Source organism: Roseateles sp., from assembly GCF_965262435.1.
In the GTDB taxonomy this organism is placed as follows: domain Bacteria; phylum Pseudomonadota; class Gammaproteobacteria; order Burkholderiales; family Burkholderiaceae_C; genus Paucibacter_A.
Map to the genome: position 1 here is coordinate 3,119,850 of NZ_OZ253537.1, position 19,032 is coordinate 3,138,881.

Genomic DNA, 19,032 nt, shown 5'->3' on the forward strand with positions numbered 1-19,032 from the left:
AGCGCCTCAGACCATCAGCGCAATTCCAGCAGCAAGGCCGAACGGGCCGGCAGCTCCAGGCTTTCGCTCCAGCGCAGCGTCTGGCCGCCGAGCACATCGCGGCCCTCGCTGTGGCTGCCCAGGGCTTCGCGGAAGCGCGTCATGTCGACCCGGCGCGGCTCTTTGGCCTTGTTCAGCATCAGCATCACCGTCTGCCCTCCGCCCTGGCGGAACAGGGCATAGACCTGGTCCATGGGGGCGTAATGCAGGCTGCGTCCGCCGTGCAGGGCCGGGGCGCTCTTGCGCCAGTTGAAGAGCCGGCGCACCAGGGCCTGGGCTTCTTGCTGCTCGGCACTCAGGCCCTGGCCGGTGAAACCATTGGCCGCATCACCGGCCCAGCCGCCGGGGAAGTCGGCGCGCACCCGGCCGTCGTCGCGCTGCGCGGGGCTGGTGAGCAAGAGCTCATCGCCGTAGAAGAACTGAGGGATGCGCGGCGCGGTGGCCAGGTAGAGCAGGGCCATCTTCCACAGGGCCAGGTCTTGCCCTAGCACGCTGAACAAGCGGGGTGTGTCGTGGTTGCCCTCGAACAGCACCAGGCGCTGCGGGTCGGGGTAGAGGAAATCGTGGGCCAGGGCTTCGTAGAGCTTGGTCAGGCCGCTGTCGTGGCCGTCGTCTTCCTTGAGGCCGGCGAGCAGGGCGCCGTGCAAAGGGAAGTCCATCATGCTGGGCATGTGGGAGGCGTAGCTGTCGTGGTTGCGCTTGCCGCGCTGCCAGTAGGCCACCACGGCCGGGTGCGGGCTCCATTCCTCGCCCACCAGGTTCAGGCGCGGGTACTCCTGCATCAGGCGCCGTGACCAGTCGGCGAGAAAGCCGCGGTCGGAGTAGGAGTAGGTGTCGGTGCGCAGGCCCGAGAGCCCAGCGTACTCCACCCACCAGATGCTCATCTGCGTCAGGTAGCGGGCCACGCGCGGGTTGCGTTGGTTCAGATCGGGCATGCCGGGTGTAAACCAGCCGCTGACAAAGCGCTCACGGTCGCTGGCGGCGGCATGCGGGTCGTGCAGGCTCAGGCGCGCATGGTGGGTCTCGGTGTAGCCCGGCCACTGGTTGAGCCAGTCGGGCTCGGGCAACTGGCGCATCCAGCGGTGGCCGGCGCCGATGTGGTTGAGCACGATGTCCTGGATCACGCCCAGGCCGCGTTGCCGCGCCGCAGCCGCCAGATCGCGGTAGTCCTCATTGCGGCCGAAGCGCGGGTCGATGCGGTAGAAATCGGTCGCCGCATAGCCGTGGTAGCTGTAGCTGGCGCTGTTGTTCTCGACCAGGGGTGTGGGCCAGATCTGGGTGAAGCCCAGGCCAGCGATGTAGTCCAGGTGCTGGCGCAGGCCGGCGAGGTTGCCGCCGTGGCGGCCGCCGGGCTGGCTGCGGTCTTCGGCCTCCAGCATCTCGGCGTTCGAGACGCTCTCGCCCGCCTTGGCGAAACGATCGGGCACCAGCAGGTAGATCGCATCCTGCGGGCCAAAGCCCTGGCGCAGGGCCGAGCCGGGCGCGCGCGCCTGCAGGGCATAGCTCAGGCGCTGGGCGACGCGGCCGTTGGGCTTCAGCAGCTCGATCTGCAGCGTGCCCGGCTGGGCGGTGGGGGCGATGTGCAGGTTCAGAAACAGGTAGTCCGGGCTGGCCACACGCTCGGGCGGCAGCAGGCGCACGCCGGCATGGGGCGTGTGGAGCCGCGGGCGCAGGCTGCCGATCTGCGAGCCCTGCAGCATCAGCTGCAGGCGCGGCTCCTTCATGCCGGCCCACCAGCTGGGTGGCTCGATCTGCTCAACAGACTGCGCATGGCTGCGGCTGGCGGGCAGCAGGGCGGCGGCGAGGAAGAGGGCGGCGAGCTGCAAGCGTTTCATGGCCGGCCTTTCTTGGATAGATCCAAACGCCAGACCTGCACGGACCGGGCGGGCGCCCGCAGCAGGGCCTGGCCTTGCGCGTCGCTGCCAAGGCTTGCTTGGGCTGGGTAGGCCTGCTGCAACAGGGCGCCCGCGGGCAGGCCGCTCACCGCCTGCGTGGTGGCCTGCTCGCCATAGTTGATCAGCACCAGGCTCAGCTCATCGCCGAGCCGCCGCTGAAAGCTCAAGACCTGAGCCTCGGCCTGGGCCTTGCGGAGGTCTCCGCGGGCGATTGAGGGCAGCTGGCGGCGCAGGGCGATCATGGCTTTGTAGAAGTTCAGCAGCGAGCCGGGATCGCGCGCTTGTGCGGCGGCGTTGTGGCTGGCGGCGTTGGGCGAGAGCGGGCGGTAGGGCGTGGCGCTGGAAGTGAAGCCGCTGATGTCAGCCGTCCAGCTCATGGGGGCCCGCAGGGGCTCGTCGCCGGGCAGCTGCGAGACGCCGGCCATGCCGATCTCTTCGCCGTAATAGATGAAGGGCGTGCCCGGCGCGAGCAGGTAGCTGGCGGCCGCCAGCTTGTAGCGCGCTTCGTCGCCGGCCAGCTGATCCCAGACGCGCGCGCCGGCAAAGATGTCGTGGTTGGCCAGCACATTGGCCATGGTGCTCGGGGCCTGGCTCAGGATGCGGGCGATCTCGCCCACGGCAGCGGTCTCGCCGCGCGCGGCCTTGATCATCTGCGCCTCCAGGCCGAAGGCAAAGGCGCTGCCGCAGACCTCGGGGCTGGCGTACTGCTGCGGGTTGGCCGTGGCTTCGCAAACCACATGGCGGCGCGGGTACTGCTTGATCAGGGTTTGCAGTTCTCGGGTCAGGCGGCGGCTCTCGGGCTGGTCGTTCCAGTCGACGGCGTTGTTCTCGATCAGGTGCGGTACGGCGTCGAGTCGGAAGCCGTCCAGGCCACGGTTCAGCCAGAAGCGCAGGCTGCTGCGGTGGTAGTCGAGCACGGCGGGGTGGCGCAGATTGAAATCTGGCATGTGCGGGCCGAAGGTGCCGAAGTAGGCGCCAAGGTTGTTGTTGCTGTTGCTGCTGCCGTCGGCGCTGGGTTTGACGGTGGTCCAGGGGTTCTTGCCCCAGATGTCCCAGCCTTCGGGGGCTTGGTCTTGCCAGACAAACCAATCGCGGTAGGGGCTGCGGCGGTCTTTCAGCGCCTGCTGGAACAGCGGGTGTTCGTGCGAGGCGTGGTTGATCACATAGTCGATGATGACGCCGATGCCGCGCCGGTGGGCTTGGCGGATGAGTTCATCAAAATCGCGCAGGCTGCCGTACTGGGGCTCGATGTGGCGGAAGTCGGTGGTGGCGTAGCCGTGGTCGTGGTCGGCGCTGGCGGTGATGGGCATCAGCCAGATGCCGCTGACGCCCAAGTCCTTGAGATAGTCCAGGCGCTGAATCAGGCCGCGCAGGTCGCCGATGCCATCGCCGTCGCTGTCCTGGTAGCCGCGCACGAAGATTTCCATGAAGGCGCCATGCTCCCAGCCCGGGGGCAGGGTGCTGGCCTTGGGGCGGGCGGGCACGGGCGACAGATCCACCGGCGGGGCGGCGAGGCTGGCGCCGCTGATCAGGGCGGCGCCGAGTGCCAGGCCGGGGAGCAGGCGTCTCAGCCCTGGAAGGTGGCCTTCTGATTCTGTAATTGAATTACGTTTCATGGCGTGCCTCGGCATAATTTCAATAGTGAAAAGCTTAGATGCTTTGTGAGGATCATGGAATCCGTGCTGTTGCTATTGATGTAGTTTTGCTACTATTTTGAGATCGGGGCTGCGGATCATGTGGGCGCAGCGACTTCACACCTTGCACCGAACGGATCGCTGTCGATGACTTCCCTCTCTTCCTCCCGACTTGGCCTGATCCTTGCGCTGAACTTGCTGTCGAGTGCCGCCTGGGCCGCGATGGCCTCGGCGTCACCTGCTGAGCTGCGTGCCGCCTGCGACAGCGCCGATGCAGCCACCGTCTTGCAGCCGGCCGCCATGGCCGCGCCCGAGGCCCGCGCCTTTGCCCTGAGCCCCGCTTTGCTGCAATGGCCGGGCCAGAGCCTGGTGCCCGGCGAGCGTGTGGCTCTGCTGGCCAGCGCGCGCGGCGGTGCGCAGGTCAAGGTCGGTGCGGCAGCCCAGGGCGTGGAACAGCGCGTCGAGCTGCTGCCCAGCACAGCCCCGCTCGCACCCGAGCTGGCGCAGCGCTTCAAGTACCTCGAATCCTTCGGCCCCGGCTTACGCCTGGCTTTGAATTCGGCCGACCAAGCCCGCTTGCCCCAACTTTTGCGCGGCGAGCTCTTGCTGGTCAAGGAAGACGCAGCAGGTCAGGTGCTGGCGGTCACCGGCTTGCAGACGCCCGGTGCTCTTGATGCGCTCTACGCCGACGCGGCCGAAGCGGCGGGCGAGCTGGGCGCGGTGGTGAAGCAGGGCCGGCAGACGGAATTCAAGCTCTGGGCGCCGACCGCGCAGCAGGTCTACCTCTGCCGCTACGCCGGGCCTGAGAGCCCGGCGCAGGCCGTGGAAGCGTTGGGCTTCGATCCGCGCAGCGGCTTGTGGCAGCAGGGCCTGCCCGCCAATTTGAGCGGCAGCTACTACCGCTATCTGGTCGAGGTCTGGGTGCCAGGCCTGGGTCTGGTGCGCAACCGGGTGACCGATCCCTATTCGCTGAGTCTGAGCGCCGATTCGGCGCGCAGCATGGTGGTCGATTGGGCCGATCCGCGTCTGCAGCCGCGCGGCTGGCAAGACCGCCGTGCGCACAGCCAGGCCTCAGCCCGCGTGCGGCAGTCCACCGATATGGTGATTTACGAGCTCCATGTGCGCGACTTCTCCATCGGCGACGCCAGCGTGCCGCCGGCGCAGCGCGGCAAGTACTTGGCCTTCACGCAGGCAGGCTCGCAAGGCATGCGCCACTTGCGCGCCCTGGCTCAGGCCGGCCTGACCGATGTGCATCTGCTGCCGGTGTTCGACCTGGCCAGCGTGCCCGAGCAAGGCTGCCTGACACCCCAGGTGCCGGAGGCGGCCGCTGACAGCCCGGCCCAGCAGGCCGTGGTGATGAAGCTGGCCGACCAGGATTGCTTCAACTGGGGTTACGACCCCTGGCACTACAGCGCGCCGGAGGGCAGCTATGCCAGCGATGCGCAGCACGGCGAGCGCCGCATCCGCGAGTTCCGCCAGATGGTGCAGGCCCTGCACCGGGCGGGCCTGCGCGTGGGCATGGACGTGGTCTACAACCACACGGCCGCCAGCGGCCAGGGCCGCCACTCGGTGCTTGATCGCATCGTGCCCGGCTACTACCAGCGCCTCGATGCCAAGGGCCAGGTCGAGCGCTCGACCTGCTGCGACAACACGGCCACCGAGCAGCGCATGATGGCCAAGCTGATGATCGATTCGGTGGCCATGTGGGCGCGCGAGTACCGCATCGATTCCTTCCGCTTTGACCTGATGGCCCACCAGCCACGCGCGGTGATGGAGGCGCTGCAGCAGCGCGTCAACGCCGCCGCCGGCCAGCCGGTGCAGCTGATCGGCGAGGGCTGGAACTTTGGCGAGGTGGCCAACGGCGCCCGTTTCGTTCAAGCCTCTCAGCTCTCGCTCAATGGCAGCGGCATCGGCACCTTCAGCGACCGCGCCCGCGACGCCGCCCGCGGCGGCAGTGCCGGCGACAACGGCCTCGATGTACTGAAGAACCAGGGCTGGCTCAATGGCCTGGGCTTTGCGCCCAACCGCCACGTCAGCACGCCTGCAGCGGCCACGCAGCTGATGGCCAGCGCCGACCTGCTGCGCGTGGGCCTGGCCGGCTCGCTGCGCAACTTCGAGCTGGACACCTGGCGCGGCCCGCGCCTGCCCGCGGACCAGATCGCCTACGGCGACCAGCCGGCTGGCTACGTCTCCGAGCCCGGCGAGGTGGTCAATTACGTGGACAACCACGACAACCAGACCCTGTTTGACATCAATGTGCTCAAGCTGCCCCAGGACACGCCGCGCGCCGAGCGGGCGCGCGTGCAGCTGCTGGGCGCGGCGCTGACGGCCTTCAGCCAGGGCGTGGCCTACTTCCACGCCGGCATCGATGTGCTGCGCTCCAAATCGCTGGACCGCAACAGCTACGACTCGGGCGACTGGTTCAATCGTCTGGACTGGAGCTACCAGCGCAACTTCTTTGGCACCGGCCTGCCGCCGGCCGCCGACAACCAGGCCATGTACCCCTGGCTGGCGCCTTTGCTGGCCGACCCGGGCATTGCCCCCGGCCCGGCCGAGATCACCTGGATGCGCGATGGCTTTCGGGACCTGCTGAAGATCCGCGCCAGCAGCCGCCTGCTGCGCCTGAGCAGCGCCGCCGAAATCCGCCAGCGCCTGCGTTTTCTCAACACCGGCCCGTCACAGAACCCGCTGGTGTTGGCCGCTGAAATCGACGGCCAGGGCCTGAAGGACGCGGGTTTTGCCCGCCTGGCCTATTTCCTCAACACCAGCCCTGAGGCCCAGGTGTTGCAGCTGCCTGAGTTGGCCGGACGGCGCTATGCGCTGCACCCGGTCCATCTGGCGCCGGGAGCGGCGGACCCGCGGCCGAAGCGGGAGTTCGCGTTTGATGCCGCCAGCGGCCGGGTCAAGGTGCCGGGGCGCACGGCCCTGGTGCTGGTCGAGCGCTGAGAGCTTGTGAATTTTTTGCTGCGCGACTGCCATGCGTCGTTGGTCCGGTGCTCAGAATCCTCACGTACAGCTAGTACGTTCCGGTTCCTGCGCTCCGTCCGCCTCGCCTGACAGCCGCTCGCTACAAAAATTCTCAAGCTCTGAGTCGGCTCGCTTTCAGCCCAGCTGAGCCCAGCGCTCCAGCATCAGCCGGGCGCCGGCCGTGTTGGTGGCGCAGGGCACGTTGTGCACGTCGCAGGCGCGCACCAGGGCATTGATGTCGGGCTCGTGCGGCTGCGGCGTCATCGGGTCGCGCAGAAAGATCACAGCGTCGACCCCACCGACAGCCAGGCGCGCGCCGATCTGCAAATCGCCACCATGCGGGCCGCTGAGCAGGCGCTCCACGCTCAGGCCCAGCTCGGCGACGAGGCGGCCGCCGGTGGTGCCGGTGGCCATCAGCTGGCAGCCCTGCAGAAAGGCCTTGAACTCGGCCGCCAGGGCGACCATCTCGTTTTTCTTGCCGTCGTGGGCGATCAGTGCGAGTTTCATGGCGGGCATCTTAGTGAGTCCGGCCTGGCGGGACACAATCAATCGGGTTACCAAACCGCTTGCTGCCCGGACCTGCCATGCCCCGCTTTGCTGCCAACCTGTCCATGCTCTACACCGAGCTGGATTTCCTCGACCGCTTTGCCGCCGCCGCGCGCGATGGCTTTCAGGCGGTCGAGTTCCTGTTCCCTTATGCCTTTGCGCCCGAGGAGTTGGCAGCCCGCCTGCAAGAGCATGGTCTGCAGCAGGTGCTCTTCAACGCCCCTCCGGGTGATTGGGATGCGGGCGAGCGGGGGCTGGCTTGTCTGCCCGGCCGCGAGGCCGAGTTCCGGGCTGGCATCCACCAAGCCCTGGCCTATGCCCAGGCACTGGCTTGCTCGCGCATTCATGTGATGGCGGGTGTGCTGCCCCCGAATCAGAGGCTGGAGGACTGCCATTCCACCTACCTGGAGAATCTGCGTTATGCCGCGGCGGCAGCGGCCGGGCAGGGCGAGCAGATCATGATCGAGCCGATCAATGAGCGAGACATGCCCGGCTATTTCCTGAACCGGCAGGCGCAAGCCCACGCCCTGCTGGACGAAATCGGCTCGCCCTATGTCATGGTGCAGATGGACCTGTACCACCTGCAGGTCAGCGAGGGCGATCTGGCCAGCAAGATCCGCCACTACCTGCCCGGTGGCCGCATCGGCCACATCCAGGTGGCCGGCGTGCCCGAGCGTCATGAGCCCGATGTCGGTGAGCTGAACTACCGCTACCTGTTTCAGCTGCTGGACCAGCTGGGCTACCCGGGCTGGATCGGCTGTGAGTACCGGCCTGCGCGCGGCCAGCGGCCCCACGCCACCTCAGAGGGCCTCGGCTGGTTGCAAGCCTGGCTGTGAATCGGGGCTGCGTGCAGCCAGAAGTCATGGGTATTCATCTGGGGCTGCGAGCGCTAGTTTGATGACTACACTTTGAAGCGCAGGACCCTGCCGTTCGGTGGGGTCTGGCCTTGTGAGGCCTCGTGCGGCCTTGCTTGGTTTGGGGAAGGAAGAGCCATGAACATGCTTGCCTTGCGTACGCTTTCAGTCTTGCTGTGCACCCTGCTGCTGGGGGCTTGCGCCACGGTCGCACCGCCGCCGCACGCGCCCTTGCAGGAGCTGTTCCATGACCAGCTCTTCAAGCCCAGCAGCAAGAACATGGACCCGGAGCAGGTCTTCGCCCTGAGCCCGGCCATGCGCGACTATCTGGACCGCGAGATTGCCTTCCAGATCCGCAACCGCGGTCCACGCGATGCCTTGCTGGATTCGCTCTACACCAAGGGGCAGCTGCAGCTCGAGTACGACTCGGACCGAACCCGCAATGCTGCCGAGGCCTTCGCCCAGCGGCGCGGCAACTGCCTGTCCCTAGTGATCATGACCGGCGCGTTTGCCAAGCACCTGCAGTTGCCGGTGCGCTACCAAAGCGTCTATGTCGAGGATTTCTGGTCGCGGCACGGCGACATTTATTTCCTGACCGGACATGTCAACCTGACCCTGGCGCGCCGTAAGCCCGAGGTCCATGCCTTCACTACCATGGAGGCTGATCAGCTGACCATCGATTTCCTGCCTGGCGCCGATATCCGCGGCCAGCGCAGCCGGGAGATCGATGAGCAGACCGTGATCGGCATGTATATGAACAACCGCGCCGCTGAAAGCCTGGCCGCCGGCGCCATCGACGATGCCTACTGGTGGGTGCGTGCTTCGCTCAAGGCCGACCCGCGCATGATGGCGGCCTACAACACACTCGGCGTGATCTACCGGCGCCGCGGTCTGCCTGAGCTGGCGCAGGCCAGCTTCCGCCACGTCTTGCGCCAGGAGCCGGACAACACCCAGGCCTTGTCCAATCTGGTGCTGGTGCTGGACGATGGCGGCCCCGGCTCGGAGTCGGCCCTGCTGACGGCCAAGCTGCGGGATCTGCAACCGCATCCGCCCTACAAGTTCTTTGACCAGGGCGTGGCGGCGATGCGTCGGGGCGAGTTCGAACAGGCCAAGGCCTTGTTTGACCGCGAGATTGCCCGCTCAGCCTTTTTTCATGAGTTTCACTTTTGGGCGGCTCTGGCCAGCTACGGGCTGGGCGACGTCAGGTCGGCCCACAAGCACATGACCCTGGCCCTGGAAAACAGCAGCAACGAGCGCGAGAAGCAGATGTATTCCGCCAAGCTCGACTGGTTGAGGACGCGCAAGTCCAGCTTGCACTGAGCCCTGCTGCGGCCTGGGTCAGATGGGCTCAGGGCAGCGGTGGCAGCCCATGCCGCGCTCTGGCTCTGGCGCAGGCCTCATCACCGATACCCATGGGCGCGCGCAGCCCGAATTCCCGGCAGGGGCCGGGCCGCCATTCATAGATGCCGCAGCCTGCCGCCTGGCCCACCGTGCCGACCAAGGCGGCGCAGCGCGGCCGGGCGTGGTCGGTCCCGCGCATGCGAGCCAGGGTGTCGGTCAGTTCGATCGCCAAGCCGTCGGGCACGCAGCCGCCCTCGCTTTGCAGTTCCTCGCGAGCGAAGTCCACGCGAAAACTGGCGCAGCAGGCGCCGCATGGAATGCAGGGGTTGTTCGTGGCTTCTGGGGCAGTCATGCTTGGGTGTCCGTTCAGGCCTCGGCGCCAGCCGGCTCGCGCACCACGGTGACCGAGCATTCCGACTGTGTCACCACCTGGGCCGAGACGCTGCCCAGATAGCGTCGCAAGGCCGAAGCGCCGCGGGCGCCCATGACGATGTGGTCGGCGCCATTCTTGGCCGCGAATTCGATGATGGCCGTGGCCGCGTCGGGCGCTTCCAGCACATGGAAGGTCAGGCGGCCGTCCTCCAGATTCAGCGCCTTGCTGATCGGCCTCGCCCAATGCTTGAGGGCGATCAGCTGCTTCACATGCACGCTCTTGCCGTCCTTGTCGGTCAGCTCGTCCATGCCGATGCGGGCCGTCTTCATCACGCTGACGCAGGCCAGGCGGGCGCCCGGCTCGGTCTGGACGATACGGCGCACGGTCTCGCGCAACTGGTCGAGCAGGGCCGGTGTGGCGTGCTGGGTGTCGACGGCGGCCATGATGATGGGGCTGCGCGTCACCTGGTTGCTGACGGTGGCCTGCGGTGCCGGCTCCGAGCCGAGGGCGAAGAACCAGCGCTTCAGGGTCTTGAGGCTGCTGCTGCCGGTCATCTTCTCGGCGCGGCGGGTCAGGCTCACGCCCTCGGGTTGTTGCAGATCCAGAACCAGCTGGGCCGCGCTTTGGTAGCGGCGCTCGGGCTTGACCTCGAGGCAATGCAAGACTACTTCCTGGAACCAAGGGGGCAGTTCGGGGTCGATGGCGCGCGGTGGCACCGGTTCGATGTAGAGCCGGCGCCGCAAGCCGCGCACCGAGCTCGGTTGGCCGAAGGGCCGCTCGCCGGTGGCCAGGTGATAAAGCATGACGCCCAGGGCAAACAGATCGCTGCGCGGATCGTTGCGCACGAACTGCACCTGCTCGGGCGACATGTACGGCCCCGTGCCCATGGGCAGGGAGAACTCTTCCTCCAGCAGGTCGGGCAGGTGGTCGTGGCGCGAAAGCCCGAAGTCGACCAACACGGCCAGCCCATCCGGCCGGAACATGATGTTGCTGGGCTTGATGTCCAGGTGCACCACATGCTGGCGGTGCAGGTCTTGCAGGGCGGTGGCCACGCGTATGCCGATGTCCACCACTTCGTCGAGCGGCAGCGGTGCCTCATCGAGGCGCGGGCGCAAGGACTGACCCTGCACCTGCTCCATGACGATATAGGCTTGTCGTGTCCAGTCGCCGCGCGCGACGAAGCGCGGCACATGCGGGCCTTTGAGCGCCGGCATCAGCATCTGCTCGACCTCGAAGCCGACGATGGTGGCCGGGTCCTCGCCGCCCTTGATGCGCGGCACCTTCATGATCAGCGGGAAGTCCTCACCGGGCTTGGGCTGCAGCCGCGTCACGCGCCAGATATGGGCCATGCCGCCCTGGTGCATGCGCTCCTCCAGCCTGAAACCGTCGAGCTCCATACCCGGCTCCAAGGGCCCCAGGGGTGGCGTAATGAACTGGGTGCTGAGGGGGCCGGAAGCGGAGCTGGGCATGGTGGAGAGAGTCCTGTTCGGTGGCCAGTGAGGGGTGCCGGGTACCGTGGTCCTGTCGGCCTGGGGTCAGGTCTTGCCTTTGGCCTTGATGCTACTCGCCCTGCAGCAGGCGGGCCGCCAGCCGTTCGGGCAGGCCGGCGGCGCGGATTTGCGCGGCGGCGGCTTCGGCGTCGTAGGCCACGCGCTGGAAGCTGAGCTCGCCGGCCGTACTGTCAAAGATGGCGTAGCAGGCCGCCGGATTGCCGTCACGTGGCTGGCCGCAGGAGCCCGGGATGGCCAGCCATTGGCGGTTCGGCAGCAAGGGGATGGTGACGCCTGCAGCGGGCGTGAACTCGCCCGCCTTGCCGGTCGAGCTCAGGTGGTACAGCATGGGCTCGTGCATGTGGCCGCAAAAGGTGTAGCGGCATTCGGTGGCATGCAGGCTGCGCATGGCTTCCAGCCGGCCTTGGATGTATTCGTAGCCGCCCGGGTCGAAGGCATTGGCATGGACGTAGAGGCGATCTTCGCGGGTGACGCTCATCGGTAACTTGGACAAGAAGTCGAGCTGCGCGGGGCTCAGGCGCGCATGGGTCCACTCCACCGCCAGGCGTGCGTCCTCGCGCATGCTGCTGGAGCTGCCTTGCACCACGGCGGCGTCGTGGTTGCCCATGACGGCCGCCGCACCTTGCTCGACCAAGTCGGCCACCTTGTCCAGCACCCAGGCTGGGTCGCCGCCGTAACCGACGAAATCGCCGAGCAAGGCGTAGTCGTTGACGCCCTGGGCCTGGGCATGCTCAAGCACCGCAGCAAACGCCTGCGCATTGGAATGAATGTCAGAGATAAGGGCAATTTTCATGGCGATGCTGAGCTTGCCATGAGCGGCTGACGGCAGGCTGAAGGCGGGGAGGCCAGAAGACGGACGGGGGAGGGCCGCCGAAATCGGGAGTGTCTGACTGCGCAACTTGCGCGGTCAGGTCACTTGCAGCTTGCCGCCTGTATGCGCAAACTTCAACGGGGATGACCCGCACGTGTAATCTCGCTGCAGCGACACGCACAGTCGCCAGATCGCGTAAGCTGTGGCCGATCCGTGGACGGGGCAGTCTCCCTGAGCAGGTTGTCCTGCGGGTCGTCAAATCGAGACGCGGCTCTCTCGATTTCGTGCGTGATGACTTCTCACAATTCTCAAAAGGTGCCTGATGTTGCGGTGGCCGTGGTGCGATGAAGTGTTGGAGTTCCAGCGGGCTTGTTCTGTTTGGCTGGCGGCGTTTGCCTTAGCGGCCATGCCTTGGAACGTCAGGGCCCAGCTTGTCTGCTCGCGCGACATTACCGTGCCGGTGGCACCGATCGGGCTCAGCGTCACGGTGACGGGAGAGGCCGTGGCGGGCGTCTACCCGGAGGTCTTGCGCAGCAGCGTGGCGCGGGAGGGCTGCCCGCTGAAGTTCTCTGTGGTGCCTCGGGCGCGGCAGGAACTGATGTTCGAGACCGGCCGCGCTGATCTGCTGGTGCCGGCGACGCGCACGCCCAAGCGGGACGAGTCAGGGGTGTTTGTGCCCATGGTCAGCAGCCGGGCGACCGTGATTTCTTTGAGTTCAGAGCGTGCGCCGCTGCGCAGTCTGGCTGAGTTGCAGGCCCGGCGCGAGATGCGCGTGGTACTGGTGCGGGGTTTTGATTACGGCGAGTCTTACCAGGCCTTGATCAAGGAGTTGGATCAGCAGGGGCGCTTGTCATTGGCAGCCGATGCGGTTTCGGTGGCACGAATGCTGGGCAATGGCATGGCCGAAGCCACGGTCATGGCGCCCAGCATCTTGGTGGGTGCTTTGCTGAGCGATGCGCGCGTGCGGCCTCTGCTGGAACAACTGCGCTACGAACCGGTGGACGAGCTGCCTTGGGGCGAGAGCGGCGTATACGTGTCCAAGACCGCCTTGTCGGAGGCCGACCGGCAGAATCTGCTGGCGCTGCTGGAACGTGCTGCCAAGTCGGGGCAGGTGTGGCGCGAGTTCGTCAAACACTACCCACCGGGGAGTCTGACGGGCAGCGTGCGGCCGCGGTGAGGGCAGCCAGGGGCGCTCCGGCTGGTCAGCCGATGCGACCCAGCAGGAGGTACTCCATGAGTGCCAGCCCTTGCGGACATGGGCTGGCCTTCGTCAGGCGTCAGACAGGCCGTCGGGCCTGTCTTCGGTCCTGACTCAGCCTTTTGCACGTTCATTCTGTTTTGGTGCGCACCCGCCGCTGGCGCGGCTTCACTTGGCTGGCGCCAAGTGAGTACGCCCCGAATCGCATGCAGCCCTGGCGGGCTTGGCTCACATCGGCTGGTCAGCCGATGCGACCCAGCAGAAGGTACTCCATGAGTGCCTTCTGCACATGCATGCGATTCTCCGCCTCATCCCAGACGACGGATTGGGGGCCGTCGATGACTTCGGCGGTCACCTCTTCGCCACGGTGGGCGGGCAGGCAGTGCATGAAGAGGGCGTCGGGCTTGGCCACGCCCATCATCTCGGCATCGACGCACCAGTCGGCAAAGGCCGCGCGGCGCTTGTCGTTCTCGGCTTCATAGCCCATGCTGGTCCAGACATCGGTGGTCACCAGGTCGGCGCCGCGGCAGGCGTCGAGCGGGTTCTTGAACACCTTGTAGCAATCGCTGTTCTGGATGCCGGCGACCTTGGCGTCCACCTCGTAGCCGCTGGGCGTGCTGACATGGACGGTGAAGCCCAGGATCTCCGCCGCCTGCAGCCAGGTGTTGGCCATATTGTTGCCGTCGCCGACCCAGGCCACGACCCGGCCCTTGAGGCAGTCGACATCGACGATGCCACGCTGGTTCATGCCGCGCGCTTCGATGAAGGTGAACAGATCGGCCAGGATCTGGCAGGGGTGGTACTCGTTGGTCAGGCCGTTGATCACGGGCACGCGCGAGTGCGCTGCGAAGCGTTCGATCTTGGTCTGCTCGAAGGTTCGGATCATCACCAGGTCGACCATGCGGCTGATCACGCGGGCGCTGTCCTCGATGGGCTCGGCGCGGCCCAGCTGGCTGTCGCCGGTGGTCAGGTGCACCACCGAGCCGCCCATCTGGTACATGCCGGCCTCGAAGCTGACGCGGGTGCGCGTGCTGGCCTTCTCGAAGATCATGGCCAGTGTGCGGTCGGCCAGGGGTTGGTAGCGCTCGTAGTTCTTGAAGCGGCGCTTGATGATGGCGGCGCGCTCAAACAGATGGGCGTATTCCTCGGCGCGGAAGTCCTTGAACTGAAGGTAGTGGCGCATCAGGCCTTGGCCGGGCTTCATGCCTTGGGCTCCGCCAGGAAGGCCTTGATCAAGGGCACGAGGATGGCGGCGATCTGGGCGGCTTCCTCGCTGCTCAGGATCAGGGCGGGCACCAGGCGCACCACGCGTTCGGCGGTGACGCTGATCATCAGGCCGGCATCGGCCGCGCGCTGTAGCAAGACACCGCAGGGGCGATCCAGGGCCACGCCCAGCATCAGGCCCTGACCGCGCACTTCGACGACACCAGGCACGCCTTCCAGGCCCGCTTTCAGGGCGGCCTTGAGCTCGCCGCCGACCTTCTCGGCATGCGCCAGCAGGCCGTCTTCTTCCATGATCTTCAGGGTTTCAACGCCGGCGCGCATGGCCAGCGGGTTGCCGCCGAAGGTGGTGCCGTGGTTGCCCGGCTGCATGATCTTGGCGGCGCGTGGGCCGCAAACCACGGCGCCGATGGGCACGCCCGAACCCAGGCCCTTGGCCAAGGGCATGACATCGGGGCGGATGCCGGCCCATTGATGGGCGAACCACTTGCCGGTGCGGCCGATGCCGCACTGAACTTCGTCCAGCATCAGCAGCAGATCGCGTTGGTCACAGATGCGGCGCAGGCCTTGCAGAAACTCGATGCGCGACTCGTTGATGCCGCCTTCGCCCTGAATGGTCTCCAGGAAGATGGCGGTGATGTTCGGATGGGCGTCCAGCGCCGCTTCAACGGCAGGCAGGTCATTCAGCGGCACGCGCACAAAGCCGGGCACCAAGGGGCCGAAGCCGGCATGGATCTTGGGGTTGGCGGTGGCGGAGAGGGTGGCGATCGAGCGGCCATGGAAGGCGCCCTCGAACACCATCACCTCGGGTGCATGGTTGCCGCGGTCGTTGCCGAATTTGCGGGCGATCTTGAGTGCCGCTTCGTTGGCCTCCAGGCCGCTGTTGCAGAAGAAGGCCACGTCCAGGCCGGACAGCTCGCACAGCTTGGCAGCCAGCTGCTCTTGCAAGGGCACGTGGTAGTAGTTGCTGCTGTGCATCAGCGTGGCCACCTGCGCCTGCAGGGCCGGCACCAGGCGCGGATGCGCATGGCCCAAGGTGTTGACGGCGATGCCGCCCAGCCCGTCCAGGTATCGTCGGCCGTTCACGTCCCAGACCCAGCAGCCTTCACCGCGCGCCAGGGCGATGGGCAGGCGGCCATAGGTTTGCATCACGTGAGGTTCGGACGGCACAACAGCAGACGGGACAACGGGGGCGTTCATCAACTCTCCATAGGTGGGGGACAAGCAAACAGGGTGGCGTTTCGGCGCGGCGGAACCTCGCCCAAACGTCGGCGGATTCTAAGGGCCAGGTCTTTCCCGAGGCCCTGACACGGGCCTGACGCGTGCGAATGTCCGGTCTTGCCGAGCTGCCTGTGCTGCGGCGCAACACATCCAAGGCACAATAGCGTCTGTCGTAAAACCGTCTATTTTCGCGGCCGCGGGGCTGGAACCCAGCCCGGCGTCGAAGTCGCCCACCCATGAGCCAGTCCCCCAAATCGCGCGAAGTATTCATCCAGGGCCTCACCCTGGAGGGCCGGACCTTCCGGCCGAGCGACTGGGCCGAGCGTCTGGCAGGCGCCATGTCCTGCTTCCGCCCTGGCGGCGCCCGCGGCGGTATCGGCGCCTACATCGGCTACTCGCCGCTGTGCGTGCCGCGGGTGATCAACGGCGTGAAGTGCGTGATCGTCAACGAAGAGTTGCGCCGCCTTGAGCCCATGGCCTGGGACTTCGTCATGAACTTCGCCCGCGACAACAGCCTGCAGGTGGCCGAGGCCTGCTTGTTGCCGGACAGCCCCAGCGCGGAAAAGCGCTCGGCGGACTGAGCCGCAGCCGGCGCGGACTGAGCTTCAGCGCTGTCGGCGCGCCCTTTGCAGGGCCAGCAATTCCAGGCTGCCGCCGAGCAGGCACATCAGCCAGATCATGCGACGACGCAGGCTGCCGACAAAGCCGGCGGGAAGGAAGTGGTCCGCATCGCTGCAGCGCTCGTTTTTGAGGGGTTGCATGGCGGGTAGGCTATGTTGGCTTCGTGACGATCTGATGACGCGCATATGAGGCGTTCAGCATGTGCTGCGGCCTGATGCTGGAGTCCGGCCGGGGCTGCGGCTATGCTTGCTGGCTTCGAGCCCAAACCCTTTTCTTCAGCGGATCTGATCCTGGTGTCTTCCTCTGTCTCTTTGCTGCCGGCCTTGCCCGAACTCGCTGAGCTGGAGTCGCTGCTGCGCCAGGCCGGGCCCTTGCTGCAACAACATGAACTCGGTCAGGTGGCGGTGGGCGGCGGCAGCTTGCCCTTGCTGGCTTTGACACTGGGCAATCCGGATCCTGCCGTGCCGGCGGTGGGCTTCTTTGGCGGCGTCCATGGCCTGGAGCGCATTGGCGCGGAGGTGGTCATGGCTTTTTTGGCCAGCCTGATCTCGCGGCTGCATTGGGACAGCAGCTTGCACCGCATGCTGGAGTCCTTGCGTGTCGTGTTTTTGCCGCTGGTCAACCCGGGCGGCATCTGGAACGGCACACGCGCCAATCCGCGTGGCGTGGACCTGATGCGCAATGCGCCGGTGGAGGCGGGCCCGGGGGTGTCGCCCTGGGTCGGAGGTCAGCGTCTGAGCCCCAGGCTGCCCTGGTATCGCGGTGTGGAAGCGGCAGGCATGGAAGCTGAAAGCCAGGCGCTGTGCGACTTGGTGGAGCGCGAGTTGCTGAGCCACAGGCAGTCGATCGCGGTGGACTGCCACTCGGGATTCGGCTTGGCCGATCGCATCTGGTTCCCTTATGCCCACACGGCCCGGCCCTTGCCGCATTTGGCGGAAATGCATGCCTTGTGTCAGATTCTGGATCAGACCCATGCCCAGCATCGCTACGTGTTCGAGCCGCAGAGTCGACAATACTTGACCCACGGTGACCTGTGGGACCATCTCTATTTGCAGGCCTGTGCGCGCGACGATTGTCTGCACCTGCCTCTGACCTTGGAGATGGGCTCCTGGCTCTGGGTCAGGAAGAATCCCAAGCAACTTTTTTCTCGCCACGGCATGTTCAATCCTCTGGTCAGTCATCGACAGCAGCGTGTGCTGCGCCGCCATATCGCATGGCTGGACTTCATGCTTCGTGCGGCGGCTGGCATGCCGCGCTGGTTGCCTCAGGGCGAACAACGTGCCAGACATGAGCAGCAAGCGCTGCAGCGTTGGTATCGCCGGAGTGCTGGCGCATGACGGGGCCGGTTACTGCGCCCGCGCCGGTCGAGGCGCAGCCGCAGGCTGCCAGCACCTGGGTTTTGCTGCGCGGGCTTTCGCGGGAGTCTGGTCATTGGGGGGACTTTCCTCGCCTGCTGCTGCGCAAGATCCGCGAGCAGCAGCCCGGGGCTCAGCTGATTTTGCTGGACCTGCCGGGCAATGGCATGTTGCACCGTCAGACCAGTCCGAGCGAGGTGCCGGCCATGGTGGAAGCCTGCCGCTCGCAAGTGGCTCGTTTGGGAATCAAGGGGCCGGTCCATGTTCTGGCCATGTCCCTGGGTGCCATGGTCGCCAGCGACTGGATCGCGCGCTACCCCAAGGAGGTCTGCGCCGGCGTCCTGATCAATACCAGCCTGCGTCCCTTCAGTCCCTTTTACCGCCGCCTGCGGCCGCTCAACTACTTCACTTTGTTGATGCTGAGCCTGAGTCGCCTGGGTTACCGGCAGCGCGAGGCCAAGGTCCTGCGCATGACCACCCGCTTGCTGCCGCGTCCTGAAGAAGTGCTGGACCATTGGGTGTCCTTGCAGCGCGAGCGGCCGGTGGGGGTGCGCAACACCATGCGGCAGTTGCTGGCAGCGGCTCGGTACGAGGCCACCCGGCGGCGTCCGGCGGCGCCGATTTTGCTGCTATGCAGCAAGGCCGATCGTCTGGTCGACTGGCGCTGTTCGCAAGCCATCAGCCGTGCCTGGGGCGCGCCCCTGCGCCTGCATGAGCATGCCGGCCATGACTTGCCGCTCGACGACGCGCCGTGGGTGGCACAGGCCGTGGCGGACTGGCTGAAGATGCGGCGTATGCAGGGTCTGGATCACGGCGAGTGGCATTGATTCAGCCCCGGCCTGAGTGGGAGGAGGGGACTCCCGCCGGCTCGCATCCAGACGCAAATCCAGACGCAAAAAAGCCCGCTTGCGCGGGCTTTTTGACTTTGCACCAGAACTGGTTGTTAGGCGGCCAGCGCCTTGATCTTTGCCGACAGACGGCTCTTGTGACGAGCAGCCTTGTTCTTGTGGAAGATGCCCTTGTCAGCGACCGAGTCGATCACGGATTGAGCTGTCTTGAACAGTTCGGCAGCCTTGGTCTTGTCGCCAATGACCACGGCTTTTTGCACGTTCTTGATGACCGTGCGGAAATGGGAGCGCAGAGCCGTGTTGGCTGCGTTGAGCTTGATGTCCTGGCGAGCGCGCTTGAGGCCCGATGCCGTACGGACTGTCTTCTTGACTTTGGAAGAGGATGCCATGCTGTAAATCTACCCAGTTGGTGCAAAGACCGCGAGTATAGCACTGAAATAACAGTGAAACAAAGGCCGATGCGGCGTTGGCCACTCGGAAGCGGCGAGGGGGCACATGATAATGCGGCGCCCGGCCTGTCATCAAGCGGCCTTGCTGTTTGAGGTCTGGGCCGGCCCGGTATGGATCCCGGCGGCTGAATCTGGCCGTTCAAAGCCT

At 66.3% G+C, this 19,032-nt stretch carries 17 protein-coding genes and 1 other RNA gene; 8 read left to right on the forward strand and 10 right to left on the reverse strand.

Annotated elements, in window-relative coordinates:
- Positions 1–14: 14 nt before the first annotated feature.
- Entirely contained in the window at positions 15–1,874 is a 1,860-nt protein-coding gene (locus ACQY39_RS13470) for a glycoside hydrolase family 13 protein (RefSeq protein ID WP_428507004.1), read from the reverse strand.
- Complete coding sequence (locus ACQY39_RS13475; protein WP_428507006.1) at positions 1,871–3,550, reverse strand: alpha-amylase family glycosyl hydrolase; 1,680 nt, start codon at positions 3,548–3,550, stop codon at positions 1,871–1,873. The genes ACQY39_RS13470 and ACQY39_RS13475 overlap by 4 nt, the downstream gene beginning before the upstream one ends.
- A 165-nt stretch (positions 3,551–3,715) precedes the next feature.
- On the opposite strand from ACQY39_RS13475, the gene ACQY39_RS13480 reads away from it, so the two are divergent.
- Together ACQY39_RS13480 and ACQY39_RS13485 are read left to right on the forward strand one after the other, a co-directional pair.
- Entirely contained in the window at positions 3,716–6,514 is a 2,799-nt protein-coding gene (locus ACQY39_RS13480; protein ID WP_428507008.1) for an alpha-1,6-glucosidase domain-containing protein, read from the forward strand.
- A gap of 62 nt (positions 6,515–6,576) precedes the next feature.
- A non-coding RNA gene (locus tag ACQY39_RS13485) (sX9 sRNA) lies at positions 6,577–6,665 on the forward strand.
- Positions 6,666–6,670: 5 nt separating this feature from the next.
- Here ACQY39_RS13485 and ACQY39_RS13490 read toward each other — a convergent pair.
- Positions 6,671–7,051 (reverse strand): methylglyoxal synthase, encoded by a 381-nt coding sequence (locus ACQY39_RS13490; RefSeq protein ID WP_428507010.1) that lies wholly within the window; start codon positions 7,049–7,051, stop codon positions 6,671–6,673.
- A gap of 68 nt (positions 7,052–7,119) precedes the next feature.
- Between ACQY39_RS13490 and otnI the strand changes: the two genes are divergently transcribed.
- Both otnI and ACQY39_RS13500 read left to right on the forward strand, forming a co-directional pair.
- Positions 7,120–7,917, forward strand: a complete 798-nt coding sequence (gene otnI / locus ACQY39_RS13495; protein WP_428507012.1) for a 2-oxo-tetronate isomerase — start codon at positions 7,120–7,122, stop codon at positions 7,915–7,917.
- A gap of 156 nt (positions 7,918–8,073) precedes the next feature.
- Complete coding sequence (locus ACQY39_RS13500) at positions 8,074–9,255, forward strand: tetratricopeptide repeat protein (protein ID WP_428507014.1); 1,182 nt, start codon at positions 8,074–8,076, stop codon at positions 9,253–9,255.
- A 28-nt stretch (positions 9,256–9,283) separates the two neighbouring features.
- Here the strand turns inward: ACQY39_RS13500 and ACQY39_RS13505 are convergent, their stop codons facing one another.
- The 3 genes from ACQY39_RS13505 to ACQY39_RS13515 all read right to left on the reverse strand — a co-directional run bounded on the left by ACQY39_RS13505 (position 9,284) and on the right by ACQY39_RS13515 (position 11,953).
- Positions 9,284–9,628, reverse strand: coding sequence for a YkgJ family cysteine cluster protein (locus tag ACQY39_RS13505; protein ID WP_428507016.1), 345 nt, complete (start codon positions 9,626–9,628; stop codon positions 9,284–9,286).
- A gap of 14 nt (positions 9,629–9,642) precedes the next feature.
- Complete coding sequence (locus ACQY39_RS13510; protein WP_428507018.1) at positions 9,643–11,118, reverse strand: bifunctional serine/threonine-protein kinase/universal stress protein; 1,476 nt, start codon at positions 11,116–11,118, stop codon at positions 9,643–9,645.
- A gap of 91 nt (positions 11,119–11,209) precedes the next feature.
- Positions 11,210–11,953 (reverse strand): metallophosphoesterase family protein, encoded by a 744-nt coding sequence (locus ACQY39_RS13515; protein ID WP_428507020.1) that lies wholly within the window; start codon positions 11,951–11,953, stop codon positions 11,210–11,212.
- 424 nt (positions 11,954–12,377) lie between these two features.
- On the opposite strand from ACQY39_RS13515, the gene ACQY39_RS13520 reads away from it, so the two are divergent.
- Positions 12,378–13,148, forward strand: a complete 771-nt coding sequence (locus ACQY39_RS13520; protein WP_428507022.1) for a substrate-binding periplasmic protein — start codon at positions 12,378–12,380, stop codon at positions 13,146–13,148.
- A gap of 262 nt (positions 13,149–13,410) precedes the next feature.
- On the opposite strand, the gene argF is transcribed toward ACQY39_RS13520, so the two are convergent.
- Together argF and ACQY39_RS13530 are read right to left on the reverse strand one after the other, a co-directional pair.
- Positions 13,411–14,373: an ornithine carbamoyltransferase gene (gene argF / locus ACQY39_RS13525; RefSeq protein WP_428507024.1), complete on the reverse strand. Its 963-nt coding sequence runs from the start codon at positions 14,371–14,373 to the stop codon at positions 13,411–13,413.
- Entirely contained in the window at positions 14,370–15,590 is a 1,221-nt protein-coding gene (locus tag ACQY39_RS13530) for an aspartate aminotransferase family protein (protein WP_428507026.1), read from the reverse strand. Before ACQY39_RS13530 ends, argF begins: the two co-directional genes overlap by 4 nt.
- 257 nt (positions 15,591–15,847) lie before the next feature.
- On the opposite strand from ACQY39_RS13530, the gene ACQY39_RS13535 reads away from it, so the two are divergent.
- The gene (locus ACQY39_RS13535) at positions 15,848–16,192 is read left to right on the forward strand and encodes a DUF3579 domain-containing protein (protein WP_263517596.1); all 345 of its coding nucleotides are present in this window, start codon (positions 15,848–15,850) and stop codon (positions 16,190–16,192) included.
- Positions 16,193–16,216: 24 nt separating this feature from the next.
- Here ACQY39_RS13535 and ACQY39_RS13540 read toward each other — a convergent pair whose 3' ends face one another.
- Complete coding sequence (locus ACQY39_RS13540) at positions 16,217–16,372, reverse strand: hypothetical protein (protein ID WP_428507028.1); 156 nt, start codon at positions 16,370–16,372, stop codon at positions 16,217–16,219.
- A 153-nt stretch (positions 16,373–16,525) separates the two neighbouring features.
- Between ACQY39_RS13540 and ACQY39_RS13545 the strand changes: the two genes are divergently transcribed.
- Positions 16,526–17,569 (forward strand): M14 family zinc carboxypeptidase, encoded by a 1,044-nt coding sequence (locus ACQY39_RS13545; protein ID WP_428507030.1) that lies wholly within the window; start codon positions 16,526–16,528, stop codon positions 17,567–17,569.
- Positions 17,566–18,414: an alpha/beta fold hydrolase gene (locus ACQY39_RS13550; protein ID WP_428507032.1), complete on the forward strand. Its 849-nt coding sequence runs from the start codon at positions 17,566–17,568 to the stop codon at positions 18,412–18,414. The genes ACQY39_RS13545 and ACQY39_RS13550 overlap by 4 nt, the downstream gene beginning before the upstream one ends.
- 116 nt (positions 18,415–18,530) lie before the next feature.
- Here the strand turns inward: ACQY39_RS13550 and rpsT are convergent, their stop codons facing one another.
- Positions 18,531–18,824 (reverse strand): 30S ribosomal protein S20, encoded by a 294-nt coding sequence (gene rpsT, locus ACQY39_RS13555; protein ID WP_263517592.1) that lies wholly within the window; start codon positions 18,822–18,824, stop codon positions 18,531–18,533.
- Positions 18,825–19,032: the final 208 nt, after the last annotated feature.